Annotated in this window: 21 protein-coding genes; 9 read left to right on the forward strand and 12 right to left on the reverse strand. The window is 52.9% G+C overall.

The window, feature by feature from the left end; genetic code table 11:
• Positions 1–80: 80 nt before the first annotated feature.
• The 4 genes from O9K67_RS00605 to rfaQ are packed head-to-tail and all read right to left on the reverse strand — an operon-like array spanning position 81 to position 4,402.
• Positions 81–1,067 carry a glycosyltransferase gene (locus tag O9K67_RS00605; protein WP_061492505.1) on the reverse strand — a complete coding sequence of 329 codons (987 nt, stop codon included), beginning with the start codon at positions 1,065–1,067 and terminating at the stop codon, positions 81–83.
• A 37-nt stretch (positions 1,068–1,104) separates the two neighbouring features.
• Positions 1,105–2,199 (reverse strand): glycosyltransferase, encoded by a 1,095-nt coding sequence (locus O9K67_RS00610; RefSeq protein WP_061492506.1) that lies wholly within the window; start codon positions 2,197–2,199, stop codon positions 1,105–1,107.
• A gap of 2 nt (positions 2,200–2,201) precedes the next feature.
• Positions 2,202–3,329 (reverse strand): glycosyltransferase family 4 protein, encoded by a 1,128-nt coding sequence (locus O9K67_RS00615; protein WP_061492507.1) that lies wholly within the window; start codon positions 3,327–3,329, stop codon positions 2,202–2,204.
• Complete coding sequence (gene rfaQ, locus O9K67_RS00620; protein WP_061492508.1) at positions 3,326–4,402, reverse strand: putative lipopolysaccharide heptosyltransferase III; 1,077 nt, start codon at positions 4,400–4,402, stop codon at positions 3,326–3,328. The genes O9K67_RS00615 and rfaQ overlap by 4 nt, the downstream gene beginning before the upstream one ends.
• A gap of 111 nt (positions 4,403–4,513) precedes the next feature.
• On the opposite strand from rfaQ, the gene O9K67_RS00625 reads away from it, so the two are divergent.
• Entirely contained in the window at positions 4,514–5,476 is a 963-nt protein-coding gene (locus O9K67_RS00625; RefSeq protein WP_061492509.1) for a polysaccharide deacetylase family protein, read from the forward strand.
• Positions 5,477–5,500: 24 nt separating this feature from the next.
• Positions 5,501–6,565, forward strand: coding sequence for a glycosyltransferase family 9 protein (locus O9K67_RS00630; protein WP_061492510.1), 1,065 nt, complete (start codon positions 5,501–5,503; stop codon positions 6,563–6,565).
• Between the two features lie 22 nt (positions 6,566–6,587).
• Here the strand turns inward: O9K67_RS00630 and O9K67_RS00635 are convergent, their stop codons facing one another.
• The 5 genes from O9K67_RS00635 to rfaD are packed head-to-tail and all read right to left on the reverse strand — an operon-like array spanning position 6,588 to position 11,596.
• Positions 6,588–7,757 carry an O-antigen ligase family protein gene (locus O9K67_RS00635; RefSeq protein ID WP_061492511.1) on the reverse strand — a complete coding sequence of 390 codons (1,170 nt, stop codon included), beginning with the start codon at positions 7,755–7,757 and terminating at the stop codon, positions 6,588–6,590.
• Positions 7,738–8,643: a hypothetical protein gene (locus tag O9K67_RS00640; protein WP_061492512.1), complete on the reverse strand. Its 906-nt coding sequence runs from the start codon at positions 8,641–8,643 to the stop codon at positions 7,738–7,740. The genes O9K67_RS00635 and O9K67_RS00640 overlap by 20 nt, the downstream gene beginning before the upstream one ends.
• Positions 8,643–9,611 (reverse strand): lipopolysaccharide heptosyltransferase RfaC, encoded by a 969-nt coding sequence (gene rfaC / locus O9K67_RS00645; protein WP_061492513.1) that lies wholly within the window; start codon positions 9,609–9,611, stop codon positions 8,643–8,645. Before rfaC ends, O9K67_RS00640 begins: the two co-directional genes overlap by 1 nt.
• A 3-nt stretch (positions 9,612–9,614) precedes the next feature.
• Positions 9,615–10,661, reverse strand: a complete 1,047-nt coding sequence (gene rfaF / locus O9K67_RS00650; RefSeq protein ID WP_061492514.1) for an ADP-heptose--LPS heptosyltransferase RfaF — start codon at positions 10,659–10,661, stop codon at positions 9,615–9,617.
• A gap of 2 nt (positions 10,662–10,663) precedes the next feature.
• Positions 10,664–11,596 carry an ADP-glyceromanno-heptose 6-epimerase gene (gene rfaD / locus O9K67_RS00655; protein WP_061492515.1) on the reverse strand — a complete coding sequence of 311 codons (933 nt, stop codon included), beginning with the start codon at positions 11,594–11,596 and terminating at the stop codon, positions 10,664–10,666.
• Positions 11,597–11,810: 214 nt separating this feature from the next.
• Between rfaD and kbl the strand changes: the two genes are divergently transcribed.
• The 3 genes from kbl (at position 11,811) to O9K67_RS00670 (ending at position 14,993) form a co-directional block, all read left to right on the forward strand.
• Complete coding sequence (gene kbl / locus O9K67_RS00660; RefSeq protein WP_061492516.1) at positions 11,811–13,007, forward strand: glycine C-acetyltransferase; 1,197 nt, start codon at positions 11,811–11,813, stop codon at positions 13,005–13,007.
• Positions 13,008–13,015: 8 nt separating this feature from the next.
• The gene (gene tdh, locus O9K67_RS00665; protein ID WP_061492517.1) at positions 13,016–14,041 is read left to right on the forward strand and encodes an L-threonine 3-dehydrogenase; all 1,026 of its coding nucleotides are present in this window, start codon (positions 13,016–13,018) and stop codon (positions 14,039–14,041) included.
• A gap of 154 nt (positions 14,042–14,195) precedes the next feature.
• The gene (locus O9K67_RS00670; RefSeq protein ID WP_061492518.1) at positions 14,196–14,993 is read left to right on the forward strand and encodes a glycosyltransferase family 2 protein; all 798 of its coding nucleotides are present in this window, start codon (positions 14,196–14,198) and stop codon (positions 14,991–14,993) included.
• On the opposite strand, the gene O9K67_RS00675 is transcribed toward O9K67_RS00670, so the two are convergent.
• Genes O9K67_RS00675 through gpmM form a run of 3 tightly spaced genes read right to left on the reverse strand, consistent with a single transcriptional unit; the run spans position 14,990 to position 18,745 of the window.
• On the reverse strand, positions 14,990–15,919 hold the full coding sequence (locus O9K67_RS00675) for a divergent polysaccharide deacetylase family protein (RefSeq protein WP_061492519.1): 930 nt from the start codon (positions 15,917–15,919) through the stop codon (positions 14,990–14,992). The two genes, O9K67_RS00670 and O9K67_RS00675, sit on opposite strands and share 4 nt — an antisense overlap.
• Positions 15,920–15,922: 3 nt before the next feature.
• Positions 15,923–17,188, reverse strand: a complete 1,266-nt coding sequence (gene envC / locus O9K67_RS00680; RefSeq protein WP_061492520.1) for a murein hydrolase activator EnvC — start codon at positions 17,186–17,188, stop codon at positions 15,923–15,925.
• Between the two features lie 9 nt (positions 17,189–17,197).
• Positions 17,198–18,745, reverse strand: a complete 1,548-nt coding sequence (gene gpmM, locus O9K67_RS00685) for a 2,3-bisphosphoglycerate-independent phosphoglycerate mutase (protein ID WP_061499682.1) — start codon at positions 18,743–18,745, stop codon at positions 17,198–17,200.
• A gap of 248 nt (positions 18,746–18,993) precedes the next feature.
• Between gpmM and O9K67_RS00690 the strand changes: the two genes are divergently transcribed.
• Genes O9K67_RS00690 through gpsA form a run of 4 tightly spaced genes read left to right on the forward strand, consistent with a single transcriptional unit; the run spans position 18,994 to position 21,249 of the window.
• A complete protein-coding gene (locus O9K67_RS00690; protein WP_061492521.1) occupies positions 18,994–19,425 on the forward strand; it encodes a rhodanese-like domain-containing protein in 432 nt (143 codons plus the stop codon).
• Positions 19,426–19,472: 47 nt separating this feature from the next.
• Entirely contained in the window at positions 19,473–19,724 is a 252-nt protein-coding gene (grxC, locus tag O9K67_RS00695) for a glutaredoxin 3 (protein WP_061492522.1), read from the forward strand.
• Between the two features lie 38 nt (positions 19,725–19,762).
• Positions 19,763–20,230 carry a protein-export chaperone SecB gene (secB, locus tag O9K67_RS00700; protein ID WP_017458193.1) on the forward strand — a complete coding sequence of 156 codons (468 nt, stop codon included), beginning with the start codon at positions 19,763–19,765 and terminating at the stop codon, positions 20,228–20,230.
• Positions 20,230–21,249, forward strand: a complete 1,020-nt coding sequence (gene gpsA / locus O9K67_RS00705) for an NAD(P)H-dependent glycerol-3-phosphate dehydrogenase (protein WP_061492523.1) — start codon at positions 20,230–20,232, stop codon at positions 21,247–21,249. Before secB ends, gpsA begins: the two co-directional genes overlap by 1 nt.
• Positions 21,250–21,255: the final 6 nt, after the last annotated feature.

Here is a 21,255-nt window from a genome sequence, read left to right on the forward strand (position 1 = left end):
TTTTTTGAGATTCGGCGGGCAAATTCTAAGCATTTAGGCACGTTAAAGCTATACCTTTGGCGTGCCTGCAAGAGAAGCTATCAGGCATGGCGATAAGGCTTGAGGCGGAAATAACGTCGGCCCAGGCGCCAGCGTAAACGCAGTGTACAGGCATTCTTCCAGATCAGCCGCCAGATACCGCGATCGAAAAACTCGTTAATAATTATGCGCTTCTTCTCTTCATCTTTCATGCAATCAAAGGTATGGATAATGCCAAGACCTTCTTTAGCGATTTGCCAGCGGCAGGCAGAAATCTGTTTTGCTTTAGCCGCATAGCGCTGATTGATTGCCTCAAGCATTTCGAGAATTTTCATATAATGGCGCGCTGAGCGCATTAACGTGTCGTCATTATCGGGTTTGTGCGACACTGATTCAGAGTGAATGTAATAATCGTAGAACTGCTCGCTGGTGTATTGCACGCGCTCAGCTGCCAGCAGGACTTCCGTGGTCCAGGGAATGTCCTGGTGACGTAGACCCGGTTCGAAATGAAAGGCATGCTGCTGGATAAACGCACGACGATATATATTCAGCCAGGTAACATGCAGGAATTTACGTGAATCAAGCGCCTGTTTAAGCCAGATATGGCCCGCAATGACGCCTGTTGAGGCGAGTCGCTCCGGTGGAAAAATTGGGTGCACATCTTTTCTTTTTTCATAGACGTAGCGGCCATTACAGGTTGCGACGTCCAGGTTTCCCGTTTCCGCCATATTGAGCAGTGTGTTGTACATGCCGGGGTAAATTTTGTCGTCAATATCCGGAAACGTCAGATATTTACCGGTGGCGACAGCCAATCCGCTGTTGCGCGCCACGGATACGCCCTGATTAGTCTGTTGAATAAGCTGGACGTTTTGCAATCTCTCTTTCCAGTTATCAATCACGGCCAGGCTCCCGTCGGTGGAGCCGTCATTCACCAGAATGAGTTCATAACTGTTTAGTTGCTGCTGCTCAATGCTTTCAAAAAACTGATCGAGGAATTTTTCGCCGTTATAAACGGCAACGACGATGCTAAGTAAAGGAGACTGACTCATAGATGGTCCGCTATCGTGTCCTGGTGTTCATTGTGCGTCAGGCGCTGCGCAACTGACGATACTGCTGGCAAATAGTTTCTACGCCGAATTTTTCCAGCGCGGATGCTTCTATTACAGGCGGGTTATGGTAAATGCTTTGCATTGTTTGAGCCAGCGCTCTGCTGTTCAGCTCCGCCAGACCCGCCGCCAGCGCACCGGTGAGGATCTCGCTCACGCCGCCCGGGCAGCGAGTGCTGACGACCGGTGTGTTGAGCAATAATGCTTCTACAATGACATTGCCGAAACCCTCGCTGTCTGAGCTGAGCACCAGCATTTTTGCGTGCTTGATCCAGGGAAGCGGGTTGGGCTGAAAGCCTTTAAATATTACCCTGTTACCAACGCCCGATGCAGCGGCTAACTGACGTAACCGCTGCTCTTGCTGCGGAGTACCCTGCCCCAGCAACACCAACGGCGCCTGGATGCCGCTTTGTGCATACGCCTCAATCAGGCGATCGTGCCGTTTGGCCGGATGGAAACGCCCAACGTGAATGATATAGTCCGTGCCCGCCATTTCGCATGGCGCTTCTGCTCCTGCCCGTAGTGCGGCAATATCGAATGGGTTATATATGGTTTTCAGTTGGGCTGGTGTCAGCGCAAACTGCCCGACCAGATCCTTACCCACGGCTTCTGAAACAGCAACGATATTACGGTTCTGGTACACCCGTTTAATTTTCTGCTGTTTAAGCCAGCGGTCAAAACCGGTGCGATGGCCGAGGTAGGATGTCGAAAACATGCCATGCAGGCAGAACCACAGGTTATGATTTTTCAACGCCTGGCTACGGGAAACTATCCGATCGGTTTTATGTAGATTCGACAGTACCAGATCAAAATGCCCCGTTTTTTCGGCAAGATGAATGGTCTTATCCAATTGCCGTGCCCGGCGGCTCAATTCCGTTAATTTACGCCAGGGTTTACGACAATGATCGGTAATAACCTGGTAATGTAATCCCTCCGGAAGCGGGTATTCACAGACATCGCGTAGCGAAAAGAGCGAAACATGTTCGCCCTCGCGCAATAACTGTTCCGCCAGCGTAAGCACCACTTTCTCTGCGCCGCCGCCAGGCAGTCCATCAATAATAAATAGAATGCGCATGATTATTTCACCAGGTGTTGATAGAGGGAAAGCAGTTGTGCGGATAAGTTTTCGTTGGTGCACTGCATAATACGCGACCGGGCGTTTTCGCCTTCGGCTGAGTTGAGCGCGCGCGTGGGTAAGGCCATTACGGCGTCCTGCAAACGACGGATATCCAGCGCATCGCAGACGTATCCGTTTCGCCCTTGCTCAATAAATTCCGCACCGCCGCAACCGTATGTGGTGATCACCGGTAGCCCGCAGGCCATTGCTTCAAGAATCACATTCGGAAAAGGATCGTACAGCGTGGGCAGCAGTAAGCCATCGGCCATTTGGTAAAAGGGCAGCGTCTCCGGTTGCATACCAAAAAAGTGCACGCGCTCGGCGCACTTCAGCGTTTGTGCCAGCATCTGATAGCGTTTCTGATCTTTATCTTTACCAACGACCAAAAGATGGCAGGTTGTGGGCGCAACCGCACGGATTGCCGCATCCAGCCCTTTTCGCTCAAACCCGGAACCGACATAAACAAAGCAGGTGGCCTCAACCGGAATTCGCCATTGCTCACGTAGCTGTATAAGGGTGTTGGCATCCGGTGGGGTGAAATGGCGGTGATCGACAGCATTATAAATCACATGGATCTTGTCCGCCGGGAAGGCGAAATCTTCGATGATCTCTTGTTTCACCATTTCTGCGTTGCAGATGACGGCACGCAGACTGGGATGCTGATACATCTCTTTTTCTGCCTGCATCACATAGCGGTGATAGCGGTCGGCAAACAGAAAGCGCTTTTTCCAGCCAGGGATTATGCGCGACCGTTGTAACAGCCAGCGGCGGTGCACCCCGTCTCCTGCCCGGTATAAGTCACAGCCGGCAATGCGTTCGTGACTCTGTACTAAGTCAAAGTGTTCGCGTTGCCATAAATCGCGAGCGGCGAGAGCGAAACCGCGCTCGCGGCTGATCCGTCCCCATTTTTTCGGATCGCAAATGTGAATGCGCCAGTCCGGTTTGACCGGGCCTTGCCATTCGCGAGTAATGACGTTGAGCTCAAGGTTGCTGTTATCCAGCGCTTCCAGCGCGCGGGATACAAAGCGTTCAGCGCCGCCATCGGGGCGGTATTTTTGCCTGACCAGCGCCAGTCGGAACGTACTCATGCCAGTAACCTTTTCGCTGCGCTAATCACTGCATCTACGGGGATCGCGTCCAGATAACGCTCGTCGGTGTGCGTGTCGATATCGTCCGGATCGGGGAGCGGGCCGTAATCTCCAGCCCAAATGACTTCACCTTTCGCCTGCCAGGGACGCCAGAAAACCAGTTTCGAAGGGCCGAACAGCGCCACAAGCGGCGTACCAAGCGCCGCAGCCATATGCATGGGTACGGAATCCACACCGATAAACAACCGCGCATGGTCGATCAATGCTGCAAGCTGGCGTAATGTGAGTTGCCCGGCCAGAGAGTGGAATTGTGCATCGGGACAGCCGGCAATAATGGTTTCGACCATTTTTTTCTCTTTTGCATCGGGGCCGGACGTCAGCACGATTTTGTGACCCGCAGCGGAGAGCGCATCCATGACTGCGCTGATATTGCCCTCACGCCAGCATTTATAGAACCAGCGTGAAGTGGGTTGGATAACCACATAACTTTCCTGAAAATCTGGCGGCAAAAGCGACCGGCATACTTGCCAGTCCTGATCGGTGTAACTCATTTTCGCCGGGACGTCATGGACGGCCTCGCCGATGGCGCTCAGGATGGAAAGATTCTGCTCAACGGTGTGCTGTGTGTTGTGAGCCTGAGTGGAGGCCAAATCAGTGTGACAGAATGCCCAGAAAGGATGACGACGTTTAGGGAACGCAAAACCAACGCGCTTTCTGGCGCCGGTAAGGCGCGTACAGATGGCGCTGCGCCATTGATCGGCGAGGTTTAGCACTAAGTCGTACTTCTGCTTGCGCAGCGTGCAAAGTAGCCCGGCTTCCATTTTGAGTTGATGAAGCACCCCCTGCTTTTTCCATTTGCGATCGATGCCATAAATACTGTGAATATCCGGATTGGCGGACAGCATTTCCCGTGTCTCTTCATAGAGCAGAACATCGATCTGCGCGGTCGGAAAGCGTTGCCTGAGAGCCAGAATCAGCGGGGTGGTTAATAACATATCGCCATGATGGCGCAGTTTTATAACCAGTATTCGCGCGGGCGCAGTAGGCTCAGGAAGTCGGGTGTCGGACGTCATAAAGTCTTCTTCATCACATTACAGGCTTGTGATTCTAGGTTATCAGACTGATTGAGAGAAGCATTGTATTGCTCTACCATGGCGCCACATACCTGTCCTGAGGAAAACACTGTGCACAAACCTGCATTTCTTATCACCATCGATACTGAGGGAGATAACCTCTGGCAGAAGCACGACAGTATCACGACTGAAAATGCGAAGTACTTGCCGCGTTTTCAGCAGCTTTGTGAAAAATATGGTTTCAAACCCGTATATCTCACCAACTATGAGATGGCCATTGACCCTGCCTACATTGAATTTGCAAAAGATGTGATTGCCAGAGGAACGGCGGAAATCGGTATGCATCTTCATGCGTGGAACAGCCCGCCGACGGCACCGTTAACCGATGATGACTGGCGTTATAAGCCTTACCTGATTGAGTATTCTGATGCGGTAATGCGCGACAAAGTCAGCTATATGACGCAACTGCTGGAAGAGACCTTCCAGACGAAAATGGTCAGTCACCGTGCGGGACGTTGGGCATTTGATGAGCGTTATGCGCGCTTATTGTTGGAGCATGGCTATCAGGTGGATTGCTCGGTGACACCGAAAGTGAACTGGCAACCGGCGAAAGGCGCGCCACATGGTATGGGTGGTACCGATTATCGCGATTTCCCTCAACGCGCCTATTTTCTGGATGAGAACGATATCCGCCGTGAAGGGAACTCTTCTCTGCTGGAAGTGCCAATGAGCATCCAGCATAAGCATTCGGCGCTGATGAATAGCATCAAGCAGGGTTACGATCGCCTGCGCGGGAAGGTGCGTAGCCCGTCAGTACACTGGCTGCGCCCTATGGGTGGCAATAACGACACCATGAAGCGTGTGGTTGAGCAGACGCTGTCGCAGGGTAATGATTATGTTGAGTATATGCTGCACTCGTCCGAGTATATGCCTGGCGGCAGTCCCACTTTTAAAAACGAGCACGATATTGAGCGTTTATATGAGGATCTGGACGCGTTCTTCGCCTGGCTGGCACCTAAAACGCAGGGCATGACGCTTGCGGAATATTATCAATATAAAGTCGCCGAGAAATAAGCGTTTATCGATGAGTTATGCACAATGAACATGATTAAAAAGTTGACGCGCCGGAAGAACGCTTTTTTTCGCTCTATCAAGCTCCATTTAATCAATCGGCGCTACCGCCATAAAGCCGCGCGGGAGGCCTTTCAGCCTCATCGCATCAAGAACGTATTGCTCCTGAGGCTGGATGACAAAATTGGCGATATGGTCATCACCACCGGATGCGCCAAGGCGCTGGCCGAAAAGGGGTACCGGGTTTCGGTGCTCACTGGCCCGTTGTGCAAACAGATCCTGAGTGGCTCTGAGTACCTGGAGAATATTCACCTTCATCGCCCGCGCATGGCGCTTGATGAATTGAAATCTGTGCAGTTTGATGCGGTTATCGATTTTGACGATGTGGTGTCCTATGAGCGTTTTAAACTGCATGCCGATCTCGGTGTGCCGTGTGTCATTGGTTTTAACAAAGATAGCTATAAGCTGTTTGACCAGTCGATCCCTTTTTTCGACGAAAACAAACATGTGACCGAGCGTTACAAAGCCGTACTCAACCTGTTTGGTATCGCCGATGCGCACTACCACTACCATGTTCCGTTTAATCAACAGGAACACGATAAGTTGCGACGTTTGTTGGGGGATAAAACAGACGATACCCGCTACGTCGCGATCAATCCCTTCACCGGATCGGAAGATAAAGATTTCAGTCGCGAGCAGGTGGTGGAACTCATTGACGCGCTACATTCGCTGCCTTTTCCTGTAACCGTCATCATGATTGGGCAGAGCGCGAAAATAGCCAGCCTGGCGCTGGAAAATGTGATCGTGGTGGAGAACAGTACCATTAACTCCGCTGTGGAGATCGTTCGCTGTAGCGATTTGGTGATCACGCCGGATACCTCCATTGTGCATATTTCCCGCGCTCTGGATAAGCCGCTGATTGCGGTTTATAACAAACGGAAGCTGAAAGACACCGGTTTGCCAGGCTATAAAATTTGGGCACCCAACTACGCAAAGGCCCAGCAGATCATCTGTGACACGGATTTTATCTCTGCGATGCCTGTTAACGATTTAGTTAAGGCGGTGAAGCAGCGGCTGTCTGACTTGCAATAAAAAAAGCCCTGATGGGCCTTTTTTATGATTGTTTTTTCAAACTTCTGCTGATGACAAGGCCGAGGGGCAACCAGAAGAGCACCCAGGATTCGCGCGGGTTGTTGATAATGAACATTCCCTGTGAAGACATAAAAATCAGCGCATAAATAAACAGGGCGACATCATAGCGATTATTTTCGCGGAATTTTTTCAGTGCCCGCCACATGCCTGAGCAGATCACTGCCATAAGCAGCGTAAATCCAACAATACCGCCTTTTAACAATGCTCCCAGATAAATACTGTGGGTGGTTGTGATGTGCTCACCACTGTAGTTGATGAAATCAAGCTGGTAATCGAAGCCGCGTCCCAACCAGGGATGGCCAGAAAGCTCTTCCAGGGTATGGTGCCAGATACTCAGACGTAAACCGCTTTGCGTTCCCAACACTTCAAACCGTTCCATTAGCATGGCGCCTACCGGTGTTAACACCGCCATTGCTAATAAAATAAGAGCAATAATAAGACTGATAGTGATATTTCTGCGCGTTAATACACTTCGGTGCAGCGTAAAAATAAACGCAATAAGCAGGGCCAGAATAGGGCCACGGCTTTGGGTGATGATCATCATAATAAGCATGATGATGATAGGGATATAATAAAATTGCTGCCCTTTTTCTTTCAGCAACATGCAGGAGAGCAAGATCCCAATACCGCAATAACCCGCTAAATCAATAACATTCTGCGGGCCCGGATTGGAAAGCGAAACCTGGCGTAAGTTCGCCACTAACGAATAATCCGTCGCCAGCGTATAAACCGACAATACGGTAACACCGGCAACAATGCTGGCCAGTGCAATATGCCGGGTTTTCGGTTCTTCCAGCAGCGTCGTCAGGAGCAGTAGGTAGACCACAATATAGAGAGTATGCGTCAGCACTGATCCCAGGTTGTAAAGCGTGTTACCCCAAATATTGGTTGCAGCATAATACACTCCCATCAATGCGACCAAAATGAAGGTTAGTCGCTTTTTTTTCGTTTTTTCAACAAATTGAAGAAAATTCTCTTTGTAGAACAGTGAAAAAATAAACAGCGCGAAAGAGATATGGAAGAGATTATTCGTCCTGGTGGACATACAGAAAATAGCGCTAAAAAATAAAAACAGTGGAAACACGAAAGCATATGCTTTGCGCGATGTCTCACTAAAGGTCAAAATATTCATCAAACGCAACCTTGTGGAATATTGTGTCAGGAATAGCACTTTCCGGAGAAAGATTTACAATTTCTATGTGGTTCTTTTTCATCACCGTTGCCGCATGTGCAAAGGATGGCATTACAACGTTATCAACCTTTTCCTCGAGATAGGAAGGAAGCTTGCTGTCTGATGTTTCATAAAATCTCGGCTGGTTAAAATTACTCATATCCAGACCCGTGATAACAATCCTGTTAAACCCAAGATAGAAGAGAATTTGTAACGCCCAATACGCTACCGTACCTGCGTCGAATATCCCGTGGCGAATATCGGTACTGAAACAGATATCCTGGCGGGTTTCGCAAAAAGATGCGGTGGGAACAGATTTGTACGTTTCCCATTTCAACGCATCGGCCACCTTCGGCTGATAGATTTTGTAGCAGGCATCCTCAATTAAGGCTAAACGGCAGCGCAAATCTGCTGCATGGCGATCCAGTATTTTCGCAATCCCATGCATGGTGGTGAATAAGAGGATGTTGGGATCAGCAATGACTGAGCGGATGACATCCTGTCGGCGGTCAAAAAACTCCATATCCACAATCACATACAGTGAAAATGTGACCTTACCAGAAAGGAACCAGGCGCCATTGACTCCCATAACAGGGATGGTACGCGGCAGTTTGCTGAAATCGATAGACTGAGTTGAAGGTCCGGTTGCCGTGAGCAACACTGTGCCTTCGGCGCTGTCTTTAAGCGCGCTGAGGTTCACAATAGCCACCTCGCGCCCTTTGTAGCGCAAACGTGCGATTTCACCGGTGTCCGCTCTTTCAATTTGAGTATATGGCCAGAGACTTTCGTTATGCCGGAAGGTACGTGGACGCGTGTATCGGTATATTTGTTTAAAGAGTGAACCCATTAATCTGATACCTGTGTCTTAATCAAGGCGAAAACTTTCTCTGGCGGAATGTTCTCCATCGCGTTCCCGCTGTCAGGCAAAACAGTATGTTGGTTTTTACCATAACCGCCAATCAACCCCGGGTCAGTAGGGCCGTACAGTGTCAGGTTGGGCCGACCCAGAGCCGCCGTAAGATGGCTTAACCCTGTATCCACTGATACCACAAACCGTGCTCCTGCGAGTTCTCTCGCAACATTTTCAAGGCTCATGCGCGGCAGGACTTCAACAAAGTCTAACCCCTCGGCCAGCCGTTTGGCCCTTTCTTCCTCATGGGGAGCCCCCCAGGGTAATTTGATGTGCAATCCGCTGTCAGCCAGCAGAGAGAGCAGGGTACGCCAGTGGGTTTCCGGCCAGTGTTTATCGTCGCGGGTTGTAGCGTGTAAAAAGACAGCGTAAGGCGATCGTGCGGCGTTCCCGACGGCAAAATGCTGCGCAATCGCGTAATCGCCCTGCGTCTGCGGTTTGGCGTAACCGAGGCTTTTCGCAAACAGCTCACGGGTGCGCTCCACCGCGTGCTGTTGCCTGGCAATATGGTGGCGACGATTGTAGAACAGGCTTGCCAACGGCTCACGCGCGGTTTGCCAGTCCATGCCGTGTTTGATGCCCCGCGCCAGCCTTGTGACCAGTGCGGCGCTTTTTACCAGCCCCTGGGCATCGATGATCGCATCATAGTGTTGCTGTTGCACGGCCTCACGGAACGCTTTGCGCTCCGATTTGACCGGTGCGGAAAACCAGGCTTTGCGCCAGCGGCGAATCGCCACGGGGATCACCCGTTCAACGGCGGTATGCCAGGTCGGAATTTGAGCAAACCCCTCTTCCACCACCCAATCAAAACGAATGCCGGGTATCGCCTGCATAGCATCGGTCAGCGCGGGCAAAGTATGCAGCACATCTCCCATTGAGGAGGTTTTAACGATCAGTACCCGCATTGGTTATCCTTCCGCGTCCAGCAACAGGCTATTTAACTCTTCCAGTACGCGCTCTGGCGTAATATCGATAAGGCTCTGGTGATAACCTTCAGCGGTATCGCCTTTACGTACCTTGTGATAGCCAGAAATCAGGCGGATCACCCGCGCTTTGTGCGACAGCGGCGGTGTGAAATCCGGACTGCTTGGGCCGTATAGCGCCACCAGCGGGCGATTGAGCGCGGCGGCGACATGCATCAGGCCGGAGTCGTTACTGACCACTGCTTTACAGGCAGCAATCAGCACAACCGCTTGTTCCAGCTGGGTTTCTCCTGCCAGATTACGGCACCACGCCTGCTGTTCCGTACTCAGGGTGGCGAGGATCTCATTGCCGGCCTCGTGATCTTTTGCCGAACCGAACAGGACGACCTGATAGCCTTCATCAATCAGCTGTTTCGCCAGTTCAGCATAGTGATAATGCGGCCAGCGTTTGGCGGGGCCAAACTCAGCGCCGGGGCAAAAACCAATGATTGGGCGTTCAGAGGAAATGTCGAAGACCGCACAGACTTGCGACTTCTCACCGTCGTTGACCTGCAACTGCGGCCACAGCAGCGGTTGCGGCAAATCTTTTGCCGAGCGCATCACCCCTTTGTCGTAGGCCAGCGCAACATACCGTTCCACCATCAGCGGCCAGGCTTGCTTGTCCAGTACGCGGGCATCGTTGAGCAGGCCGTAACGCATTTCACCGCGCCAGCCGGTGCGGTGCGGGATCGCGGCAAAAAAGGGCACCAGCGCAGATTTAAACGAATTCGGCAATACGTAAGCGCGATCGTAGCGACGCTCGCGCAGGCTATGACCGAGCTTACGACGGGCGCCAATTTCCAGCGCGCCATGCCCCAACGGCATAGGGATTGCTTCATTCACTTCCGGCATACGCGATAAAAGCGGACGGCACCACGCGGGTGCCATCACGTCAATTACTGCCTGGGGAAAGCGCGCTTTGAGCGTGCGATAGAGACTCTGCGACATCATCATGTCGCCCACCCATGACGGGCCAATCACCAGAATTTTCATACTTACGCGTCGCGGTTCAGCCATTCCATATATTCGGTTACGCCTTCGGCGACGGTTTTGAACGGCTTATCGTAGCCTGCTGCGCGCAGGTTGCTCAGGTCAGCCTGAGTAAACGCCTGGTAGCGGCCTTTCAGTTTGTCAGGGAATGGAATGTATTCGATGCTGCCTTTTTTGTGGAAGGCCAGCGTGGCGTCGGCAACAGCCTGGAAGGACTCCGCACGCCCGGTGCCGAGGTTGAAAATGCCGGAAACGCCATTTTCCAAAAACCACAGGTTCACTGCTGCGACATCGCCCACGTAGACGAAGTCACGTTTAAAGTTATCGCTACCTTCAAACAGTTTCGGGCTTTCACCATTGTTCAGTTGGGTATTGAGGTGGAACGCGACACTCGCCATGCTGCCTTTGTGGCCTTCACGCGGGCCGTAGACGTTGAAGTAGCGGAAGCCGACGATTTGTGAGTTCGCTTCGGGCAGGATGGCGCGCACGTACTCATCGAACAGCAGTTTTGAATAGCCGTAGACGTTGAGTGGCTTCTCATATTCACGGGATTCGATAAAGTCAGATGTACGGCCGCCGTAAGTCGCAGCGGAAGACGCGTACAGGAACGGAATTTCGCGCTCCAGGCAGTAGTGCAGCAGTTCTTTGGAGTACTGATAGTTGTTATCCATCATGTACTTACCGTCCCACTCCGTGGTGGAGGAACATGCACCTTCGTGGAACACCGCTTCAATATCGCCAAACTCTTCGCCAGACATAATCTGGATCAGAAAGTCTTCTTTATCCATGTAGTCGGCAATGTGCAGGTCAACGAGATTGACGAATTTGGTGCCGTCTTTCAGGTTATCCACCACCAGAATATCAGTGATGCCTTTATCATTCAGGGCTTTGACGATATTGCTGCCGATAAAACCCGCGCCGCCGGTAACGATGATCATAACTGTACCTTTGAAAATGAAGCGCTGAGACAATCCCAGACACGAATAGTACTTATCATACCATCACATTGTCGACCCTTCAGCCATTCACCGGATAACTACGCGGCTATGCGTGATTTATGCTACAAAATCGATAATGGATGATGTGTCATCTCGTATCACCGTATAGCTTTGGGTAATATGTGCCGAAATTTGCCCTGTCTGGAGAATTGCGATGCGTGGGGATTTTTATCAGCAGTTAACGAACGACCTGGAAACCGCACGGGCGGAAGGTCTGTTTAAAGAAGAACGCATTATCACGTCGGCACAGCAGGCCGACATCACTGTGGCGAATGGTAGCCATGTCATTAACTTCTGCGCCAATAACTACCTTGGCCTGGCTAACCACCCCGATCTGATTGCCGCGGCGAAAGCTGGTATGGACAGCCACGGTTTTGGTATGGCCTCGGTACGTTTTATTTGCGGCACTCAGGATAGTCACAAAGTGCTGGAGCAGAAGCTGGCCGAGTTCCTCGGTATGGAAGATGCCATCCTGTACTCCTCCTGTTTCGATGCCAATGGCGGGTTGTTTGAAACCCTGCTCGGCGCGGAAGACGCCATTATCTCTGACGCCCTGAACCATGCTTCAATCATTGACGGCGTGCGTCTGTGCAAGGCTAAACGCTACCGTTATGCCAATAACGATATGCAAGAGCTGGAAGCGCGTCTGAAAGAAGCACGCGAAGCGGGCGCACGTCATGTGCTGATTGCTACCGATGGCGTGTTCTCAATGGATGGCGTGATTGCCAACCTGAAAGGCGTGTGCGATCTGGCGGATAAATACAATGCGCTGGTGATGGTGGATGATTCTCACGCGGTGGGCTTTGTTGGCGCGAATGGGCGCGGTACGCATGAGTATTGCGACGTGATGGGTCGTGTCGACATTATTACCGGTACGCTGGGCAAGGCGCTGGGTGGCGCATCCGGCGGTTATACCGCGGCGCGTAAAGAAGTGGTGGAGTGGTTGCGCCAACGTTCGCGTCCTTATCTGTTCTCCAACTCGTTGGCGCCAGCGATTGTCGCTGCGTCCATTAAAGTGCTGGAGATGCTGGCTTCTGGCGCGGAATTGCGCGATCGCCTGTGGTCTAACGCACGTCTGTTCCGCGAAAAAATGACCGCCGCAGGTTTTACACTGGCGGGTGCCGATCACGCCATTATTCCGGTGATGCTGGGCGATGCCGTGGTGGCGCAGAACTTTGCCCGTGAGCTGCAAAAAGAGGGGATTTACGTCACGGGTTTCTTCTACCCGGTGGTGCCGAAAGGTCAGGCGCGTATCCGTACGCAGATGTCTGCGGCGCATAGCCATGAGCAAATTGAGCGTGCGGTGGCTGCGTTTATCCGCATTGGTAAACAACTGGGCGTGATTGCCTGAGGACCACGATGAAAGCGTTATCCAAACTGAAAGCGGAAGAAGGCATCTGGATGACCGACGTACCGGAACCGGAAGTCGGGCATAACGATCTGCTGATTAAAATTCGCAAAACCGCGATTTGTGGAACCGACGTGCATATCTACAACTGGGACGACTGGTCGAAAAAAACCATTCCGGTCCCGATGGTTGTCGGCCATGAATACGTGGGGGAAGTGGTCGGCATCGGCCAGGAAGTAAAAGGTTTCAACATTGGCGATCGCGTTTCCGGAGAAGGCCATATTACGTGTGGGCACTGCCGTAACTGCCGCGCGGGGCGTACGCACCTGTGCCGCAATACCGTCGGCGTTGGCGTTAACCGTCCGGGGTGTTTCGCAGAATATCTGGTGATCCCGGCGTTTAACGCGTTCAAAATCCCGGACAATATCTCTGACGATCTGGCGTCGATTTTCGACCCGTTCGGCAATGCGGTGCACACGGCGCTCTCCTTCGATCTGGTGGGCGAAGATGTCCTGGTTTCCGGCGCAGGGCCGATCGGCATTATGGCTGCGGCAGTGGCAAAACACGTAGGGGCGCGCCATGTGGTGATCACCGACGTGAACGAGTATCGCCTTGAACTGGCAAAGAAAATGGGTGTGACCCGTGCGGTAAACGTTGCCAAAGAGAGCCTGGCGGATGTGATGGCGGAACTGGGCATGACGGAAGGCTTCGATGTGGGGCTTGAGATGTCCGGTGCGCCGCCGGCATTCCGTACGATGCTCGACACCATGAACCACGGTGGTCGCATTGCCATGTTGGGTATTCCCCCGTCGGATATGTCCATCGACTGGAATAAAGTCATCTTCAAGGGGCTGTTTATTAAAGGTATTTATGGCCGTGAGATGTTCGAAACCTGGTATAAGATGGCGGCATTGATCCAGTCTGGTCTGGATCTCTCACCGATCATCACCCACCGTTTCAGCGTTGATGACTTCCAGCAGGGCTTTGACGCGATGCGCTCAGGGCATTCCGGCAAGGTCATCCTGAGCTGGGACTAACAAAACAGAAGGGCGCTGGCAGGCGCCCTTTTTTTACAACTCTCCTCACATTCCCCAATTTTTATTTCGTTTAATCGCACAATTTCCCTACCCGTTTGCATCAAGGCGATTAACCTGTTGAGCAACGGTTTAACTTTGATGTGTGGTCTTCCTTATGTTCAAAGTATCGGTATGTCTGCTGACATACAATTCAGCGCGACTATTACGGGAAGTGTTACCGCCGCTCATTATTGTGGCGGATGATTTCGTGGTGGTTGATTCCGGCAGTACGGACGCGACGCTCGATATTTGCCGGGATTATGGTGTTAACGTCCATCAGCGTCCCTATGACATGCATGGTCAGCAGATGAATTATGCTATCCAACTTGCGGCTCACGACTGGGTGCTATGTATGGACAGCGATGAGATCCTCGATGATCGGGTGGTAGATTTTATTCTGAAGCTTAAAGCAGGCCATGAGCCGTTGCGCGATCATGCCTGGCGTTTACCACGCTACTGGTACGTGTTGGGGCAGGAAGTTCGTACCCTGTATCCCATCTCTTCACCCGATTTCCCGGTGCGCTTATTTAACCGCCAGTGTGCGCGGTTTAACGATCGCCCGGTGGATGATCAGGTGGTCGGCGCGCTCACCTGCGCGAAAATGCCCGGCCGGGTTCGTCACGATACGTTTTATACCCTGCATGAGATGTTTAATAAGCTCAATGGCTACACGACACGGCTGGTGAAATACAATCCTGTCAGACCATCCATCACCCGTGGGATCATTAGTGCTATTGGCGCGTTTTTTAAATGGTATGTGTTCAGTGGGGCGTGGCGCGAGGGTAAGGTTGGTGCCGCGACTGGGTTATATGCCACGCTCTATAGCTTCATGAAATATTTTAAAGCTTGGTATGCCCATGCGGAGGAAAAATCCTCCGCGAGGACAAAAGAACATAACAAACGGGTGGTTTAAGCTTGGGGCGTCTTCCAGCCTTGCCACTGGTTCCTGAAATAACGAACCAGCGTATTCTCACCAACACTTTCACTCACTACGTTAAAGAAGCGGGTGGCGTAAACCGGCGCAGGTTTCTGCTTCGCTTTACAGAGTTTCACACCACGGAAGGGGTTACGCGGCGGCTGAGGTATCACGCCGCCGGGTGTTGAGGTCTCTGTTTGCGGTTCGTTCAGCAGGGTGCCCGGGCGCACCAGGGTGATATCCGCAGGCAGGTTATAAATGACCTGCTGTAATACGCGAACGGTAGCCGGGTGCGGATGCCCAATCGCGATAGCAGAACCGTTGCGGCGCGCCAGTTCGACGGCCCTTTCAAACTGACGGCGGATATCGCCCTCGTTTTGCGTATCGTCGAGGAACACCTTGCGCTTAATCACTTTAACACCGGTACCGGCCGCTGCGCGTACCGCCTGACTGTTACCGATAGTCATGCTGTCAAGAAAATAGAGGTTATAACGCTCCAGCGCCTGCATCACCTTTTGCATGCCGAACAGACTGGAGGTCATCGCACTGCCCATATGGTTATTCAACCCGACGGCGTAAGGGACTTTGCTGACCGCATCGCTGATGATGCGTTCTATTTCCGCACTGCTCATGTCGGGGCGCAGTGTGTCTTTTTCCAGCGGTTGCTTACTGAGAGGTGCCATGGGCAGATGGATCAACACTTCATGGCCGCTATTATGGGCTTTAGTGGCCATTTCCCGGGCATACGTTGCATTGGGTAGAACCGCGACAGAGACGGCGGACGGCATAGCCAGCACCTGGTTTTCCGTCTGCGGGCGATAGCCAAAATCGTCAATAACGATGGCCAGTTTTCCGGCCATAACCGGTGAAGAAAATGCCAGCACGCTGGTAAGCGCGAGAAAAAGACGACGAAATTGAAGCAAAACTTATCTTCCCAACCACGGTTGTGGATTGACCGCCTGACCCTGACGGCGAATTTCGAAATAGAGTGATGGCCGGCCCTGACCGCCACTGCTGCCAACGAGTGCTATCGGTTGGCCTGCGCGCACCTGCGTTCCCACGCTGACCAGTGCACTCTGGTTGTAGCCGTACAGGCTCATATCGCCCTTCCCGTGCTCAACCACCACCACCAGACCATAGCCTTGCAGCCAGTCGGCAAGAATAACGCGGCCATCGGCAACCGCTTTGACTTCGCTGCCTTCAGACGCACCGATAACAATCCCTTTCCAACGTAGCTCACCCTGCAACTGTTCGCCATAGCGATGCAGTAATGGGCCGCGAACAGGCCAGACGGCCTGGCCAGATGGTGAGCCAAGCCCACCAGTGCGGGACATCAGCGAGCGCTCGCTTTCGGTGGGTTTGTAGGTTGTGCCTTTGCGGCTGGCGTCTTTCTGACGGTCCCGTACGGCCTGCGCTTCGCGGGCTTCGCGCTCCGCGCGTGCTTTTGCTGCCGCTTCCGCACGGGCAAGGCGATCACGCAAACGTGATTCGTTGGCGCGCATTTCGCTCAGTTGCTGCTGACCTTCCTGAATAGAGGATTCAAGGCCATTCAGGGTTTTTTGCCGCTCACTGCGCGCTTGCTCCAGCTTCGCCTGCTGGGCTTTTTGCTCATACAGCAGTGTCTGTTGCTGGCTCTGTTTTTCTTCCAGTTCGGCTTTTTGCGCGGCCACCTCTTCACGGGTTTGCTTCAACTGGGCGATGGTTTCCTGTCGCGCCTGGTTGAGATAGCCGAAATAGGCCTGCAAACGCTGACCGCGCTGGCCCTCTTCACCGCTTAAGATCAGTTGAATGCCGGAGTGTTCGCCCTGACGGAAGGCGGCATCGAGCTGTGCGGCAAGATTACGCTCCTGGGTCGCGCGCTGGCGTTCCAGTTTGGCGATTGACGCATTCATCTCATCAATTTGTTTATTCAACTGGGCGAGGGTGCTTTGCGTTTCGTGTAACTGACGTGCGGCGGCGGAAATCGCCTGTTCTTGCGCCTTTAACTGGGCGAGAAGGCCGGAACGTTGCTGCTGTTGCTGGCGTACTGCACGCTCTTTCTCGGCAATATCGGCCTGAATGGATTTGAGCTGATCGCGGTCATCCGCATGGGCGGATACGGCGCACAGCAATGCGCCAGCGCAGAGTGCGCTGGCGCAGAGCAGGGGACGGAGTCCGCCCCATGTAATTGAAAAAATCGCCTTTCCCCTCATGGGGAGGGATTATTCCACGATGAACAGCGGCTTACCAGTCATCTCTTGCGGGATTTCCTCTCCCATCAGCGTCAGCATGGTCGGCGCGATATCAGAGAGTTTGCCGCCTGCGATGGCGTTCACGGCTTTGTCGCCAACGTAGATCAGCGGCACTGGCAGGTTAGTGTGCGCGGTGTGCGCCTGACCGGTTGAGGGGTCACGCATCTGTTCAGCATTGCCGTGGTCTGCGGTGATCAGTAACTGTCCCCCCACAGATTCAACCGCTTTGACGACCTGCTCAACGCAGTGATCCAGCGCTTCAACGGCGGCAACCGCGGCTTCAAACACACCGGTATGACCGACCATATCGCCATTCGGGTAGTTACAAATAATGGTGTCGTATTTGCCGCTGGTGATGGCGGCGACCAGTTTTTCAGTCAATTCTGCAGAGCTCATTTCAGGCTGCAGATCGTAAGTCGCCACTTTCGGAGAGTTGATCAGAATGCGATCTTCGCCCGGGAACGGCTCTTCTACGCCACCGTTAAAGAAGAACGTCACGTGCGCGTATTTTTCCGTTTCGGAAATACGCAACTGGGTTCTGTTTTTCTTCGCCATCCATTCGCCGAACGTATTCGCCAGAGAGGCTGGCGGGTAAGCGACCGCTGTTTTGATATCGGCAGCATATTCAGTCAGCATGACGAAATCGCCCAGCTTAACCACTTTCTTACGCGCAAAGCCGTCAAAGTCCGCATTAACGAACGCACGGGTAATTTCGCGCGCACGGTCAGCGCGGAAGTTCATGAAAATCAGCGCATCGCCATCTTGCATGGCGGCGTCCGGTTGACCTGCTGCGCGGATTACGGTGGCTTTCACGAATTCGTCGTTTTCATCGCGCGCATAGGCCGCCTGCAAACCGGCAACGGCGCTATCGAAAGTGAACTCGCCGTTGGCTTGCGTCATCAGGTCGTAAGCTTGCTCAACGCGATCCCAGCGGTTATCGCGGTCCATGGCGAAATAACGACCGATAATAGAGGCAACGCGGCCCTTACCGAGCGCGGCGAATTTGTCTTCGAATTTTTTCAGTGAAGATTCAGCGCTGCGCGGCGGGGTATCACGTCCGTCGAGGAAAGCGTGCAGGTAGATTTTTTCTGCGCCGCGTTCCGCCGCCAGTTCCACCATCGCCATGATATGGTCTTCATGGCTGTGCACGCCACCCGCAGAGAGCAGGCCCATGATGTGCACTGCTTTGCCAGCGGCAACGGCTTTGTCCACCGCGCCGGACAGCACCGGGTTGCTGAAGAACGTGCGTTCTTTGATTTCCACGTCCAGGCGGGTCAGGTCCTGGTAAACAATACGACCGGCGCCCAGGTTAACGTGGCCGACTTCGGAGTTGCCCATCTGGCGATCCGGCAGGCCTACTTCGAGACCGGATGCGTCAATCAGGGTATGAGGACGGTTTGCCCACAGTTGGTCCATCACCGGGGTCTTTGCGTTGAAAATAGCGTTATCCTGTTGGTCTTCACGGTAGCCGTAGCCATCCAGAATCACCAGTACCATAGGTTTTTTAGAAACCGACATTGCGACAACCTCATGCTCAAAGACAAAAAAATTTTGCGTAATTTTACTACAGCTGAATCGATCAAATAGCCTCAGAAGATCAAAAAAAGCGCCTGCGCTGACGCCTGTTTTCACCGCCTTTAATCATTTTTTTCGTAACACTCCGCAGAAAATGCATTCCATCGCGCTCGCTGGCTGTATTTGCCACACTGCGCAGGTATACTCCTTTCCTGGTTTTTTTATCACTCAGTCGGGAGTCGTTACCCCAGATGCAAGAAATTATGCAATTTATCAGCCGCAACCCCATACTGTGTATCGCCTGGGTCGCGTTACTCGGGGCCGTGCTGTTCACCACTTTCAAAGGCATCGCGTCTAAAGTGAAAGTGATTTCTCGCGGCGAAGCCACGCGTCTTATCAACAAAGAAGATGCCGTGGTGGTGGATCTGCGCCAGCGTGATGATTTCCGTAAAGGTCACATTGCAGGTTCCGTGAATTTGCTGCCAAACGAGATCAAAGCCAATAATGTAGGTGAGCTTGAGAAACATAAAAGCGCGCCGGTTATCGTGGTTGATGGCACTGGCATGCAGGCGCAGGCGCCGGCAAATGCACTGACGAACGCGGGCTTCGAAAAAGTCTACGTACTGAAAGACGGTATCTCCGGTTGGATCGGAGAGAACCTGCCGTTAGTTCGCGGTAAATAATTTGCCCGGCGGGAGATCTCCCGCGGGGTCAAATCTGGAGAAGAGTTATGGCCAATATTGAGATCTACACGAAAGCAACCTGCCCGTTTTGCCACCGTGCGAAAGCGCTTCTGAACAGCAAAGGCGTGACTTTTGCTGAGTTGCCGATTGACGGCGACGCGGTAAAACGTGAAGAGATGATTCAACGTAGTGGCCGTACAACGGTTCCGCAGATTTTTATCGATGCGCAGCACATTGGCGGCTGTGACGATTTATATGCGCTGGACGCGCGTGGCGGGCTGGATCCGCTGTTGCGTTAATGCTTTAAAGCACTACAACACTAAAGGGTTATTCACTCATGTCCGAACAAAACAACACCGAAATGACTTTCCAGATTCAGCGTATTTATACGAAAGATATCTCTTTCGAAGCGCCGAACGCGCCGCACATCTTCCAGAAAGAGTGGCAGCCGGAAGTGAAACTGGACCTCGACACCGCCTCTACTCAACTGGCGGAAGGCGTTTATGAAGTGGTTCTGCGCGTTACCGTAACCGCTTCCCTGGGCGAAGAGACTGGCTTCCTGTGCGAAGTGCAACAGGGCGGTATCTTCTCCATCGACGGTATCGAAGGTACCCAGATGGCGCATTGCCTTGGTGCATACTGCCCGAACATCCTGTTCCCGTATGCGCGTGAGTGCATCACCAGCCTCGTGTCCCGCGGTACTTTCCCGCAACTGAACCTTGCGCCAGTTAACTTTGATGCGCTGTTCATGAACTACCTGCAACAGCAGACTGGCGAAGGTGCTGAACAACATCAGGATGCCTGATGAACGCACTTAATGCTGCAATGACTGTGATCGGTGCCGGCTCTTACGGCACCGCTCTTGCCATCACCCTGGCAAGAAACGGCCACCAGGTTGTGCTCTGGGGCCATGACCCTAAACATATCGCGACCCTGCAGCATGATCGCTGCAATGCGGCGTTTCTCCCCGATGTGCCTTTCCCTGACACCCTGCAATTAGAAAGCGACCTTACGCGTGCGCTCGCTGCCAGCCGCAATATTCTGGTGGTGGTGCCAAGCCATGTCTTTGGCGAGGTGCTGGCGCAGATCAAACCGCTGATGCGCCAGGACGCGCGCATTGTCTGGGCAACAAAAGGCCTGGAGGCGGAAACGGGGCGTCTGTTAGAAGATGTCGCACGCGAAGTCTTGGGTCCGGATATTCCGCTGGCGGTGATCTCCGGCCCGACCTTTGCGAAAGAGCTGGCGGCAGGTTTGCCTACGGCGATTTCGCTGGCATCGACCGACCCGCAGTTCGCCGACGATCTGCAGCAGCTTTTGCACTGCGGCAAAAGTTTTCGCGTTTACAGCAATCCTGACTTCATTGGTGTGCAGCTTGGCGGTGCAGTGAAAAACGTGATTGCGATCGGCGCGGGCATGTCTGATGGCATTGGCTTTGGTGCGAATGCCCGTACTGCGCTGATTACCCGCGGCCTGACGGAAATGTCACGCCTGGGCGCTGCGCTGGGTGCCGATCCGGCAACCTTTATGGGCATGGCTGGTTTGGGCGATCTGGTGCTGACCTGCACCGATAACCAGTCACGTAACCGCCGTTTTGGCATGATGCTTGGCCAGGGAATGGACGTGCAAAGCGCCCAGGACAAAATTGGTCAGGTGGTCGAAGGTTACCGCAATACCAAAGAAGTGCGCGCGCTGGCGCACCGGTTTGGCGTTGAAATGCCAATAACCGAGGAAATTTATCAGGTATTGTATTGCGGAAAAAATGCGCGCGAGGCAGCATTGACGCTATTAGGTCGTGCGCGTAAAGACGAGCGCAGCAATCACTAAATACAC

The sequence above is a fragment of the Kosakonia oryzendophytica genome, from assembly GCF_027886705.1.
GTDB lineage: Bacteria > Pseudomonadota > Gammaproteobacteria > Enterobacterales > Enterobacteriaceae > Kosakonia > Kosakonia oryzendophytica.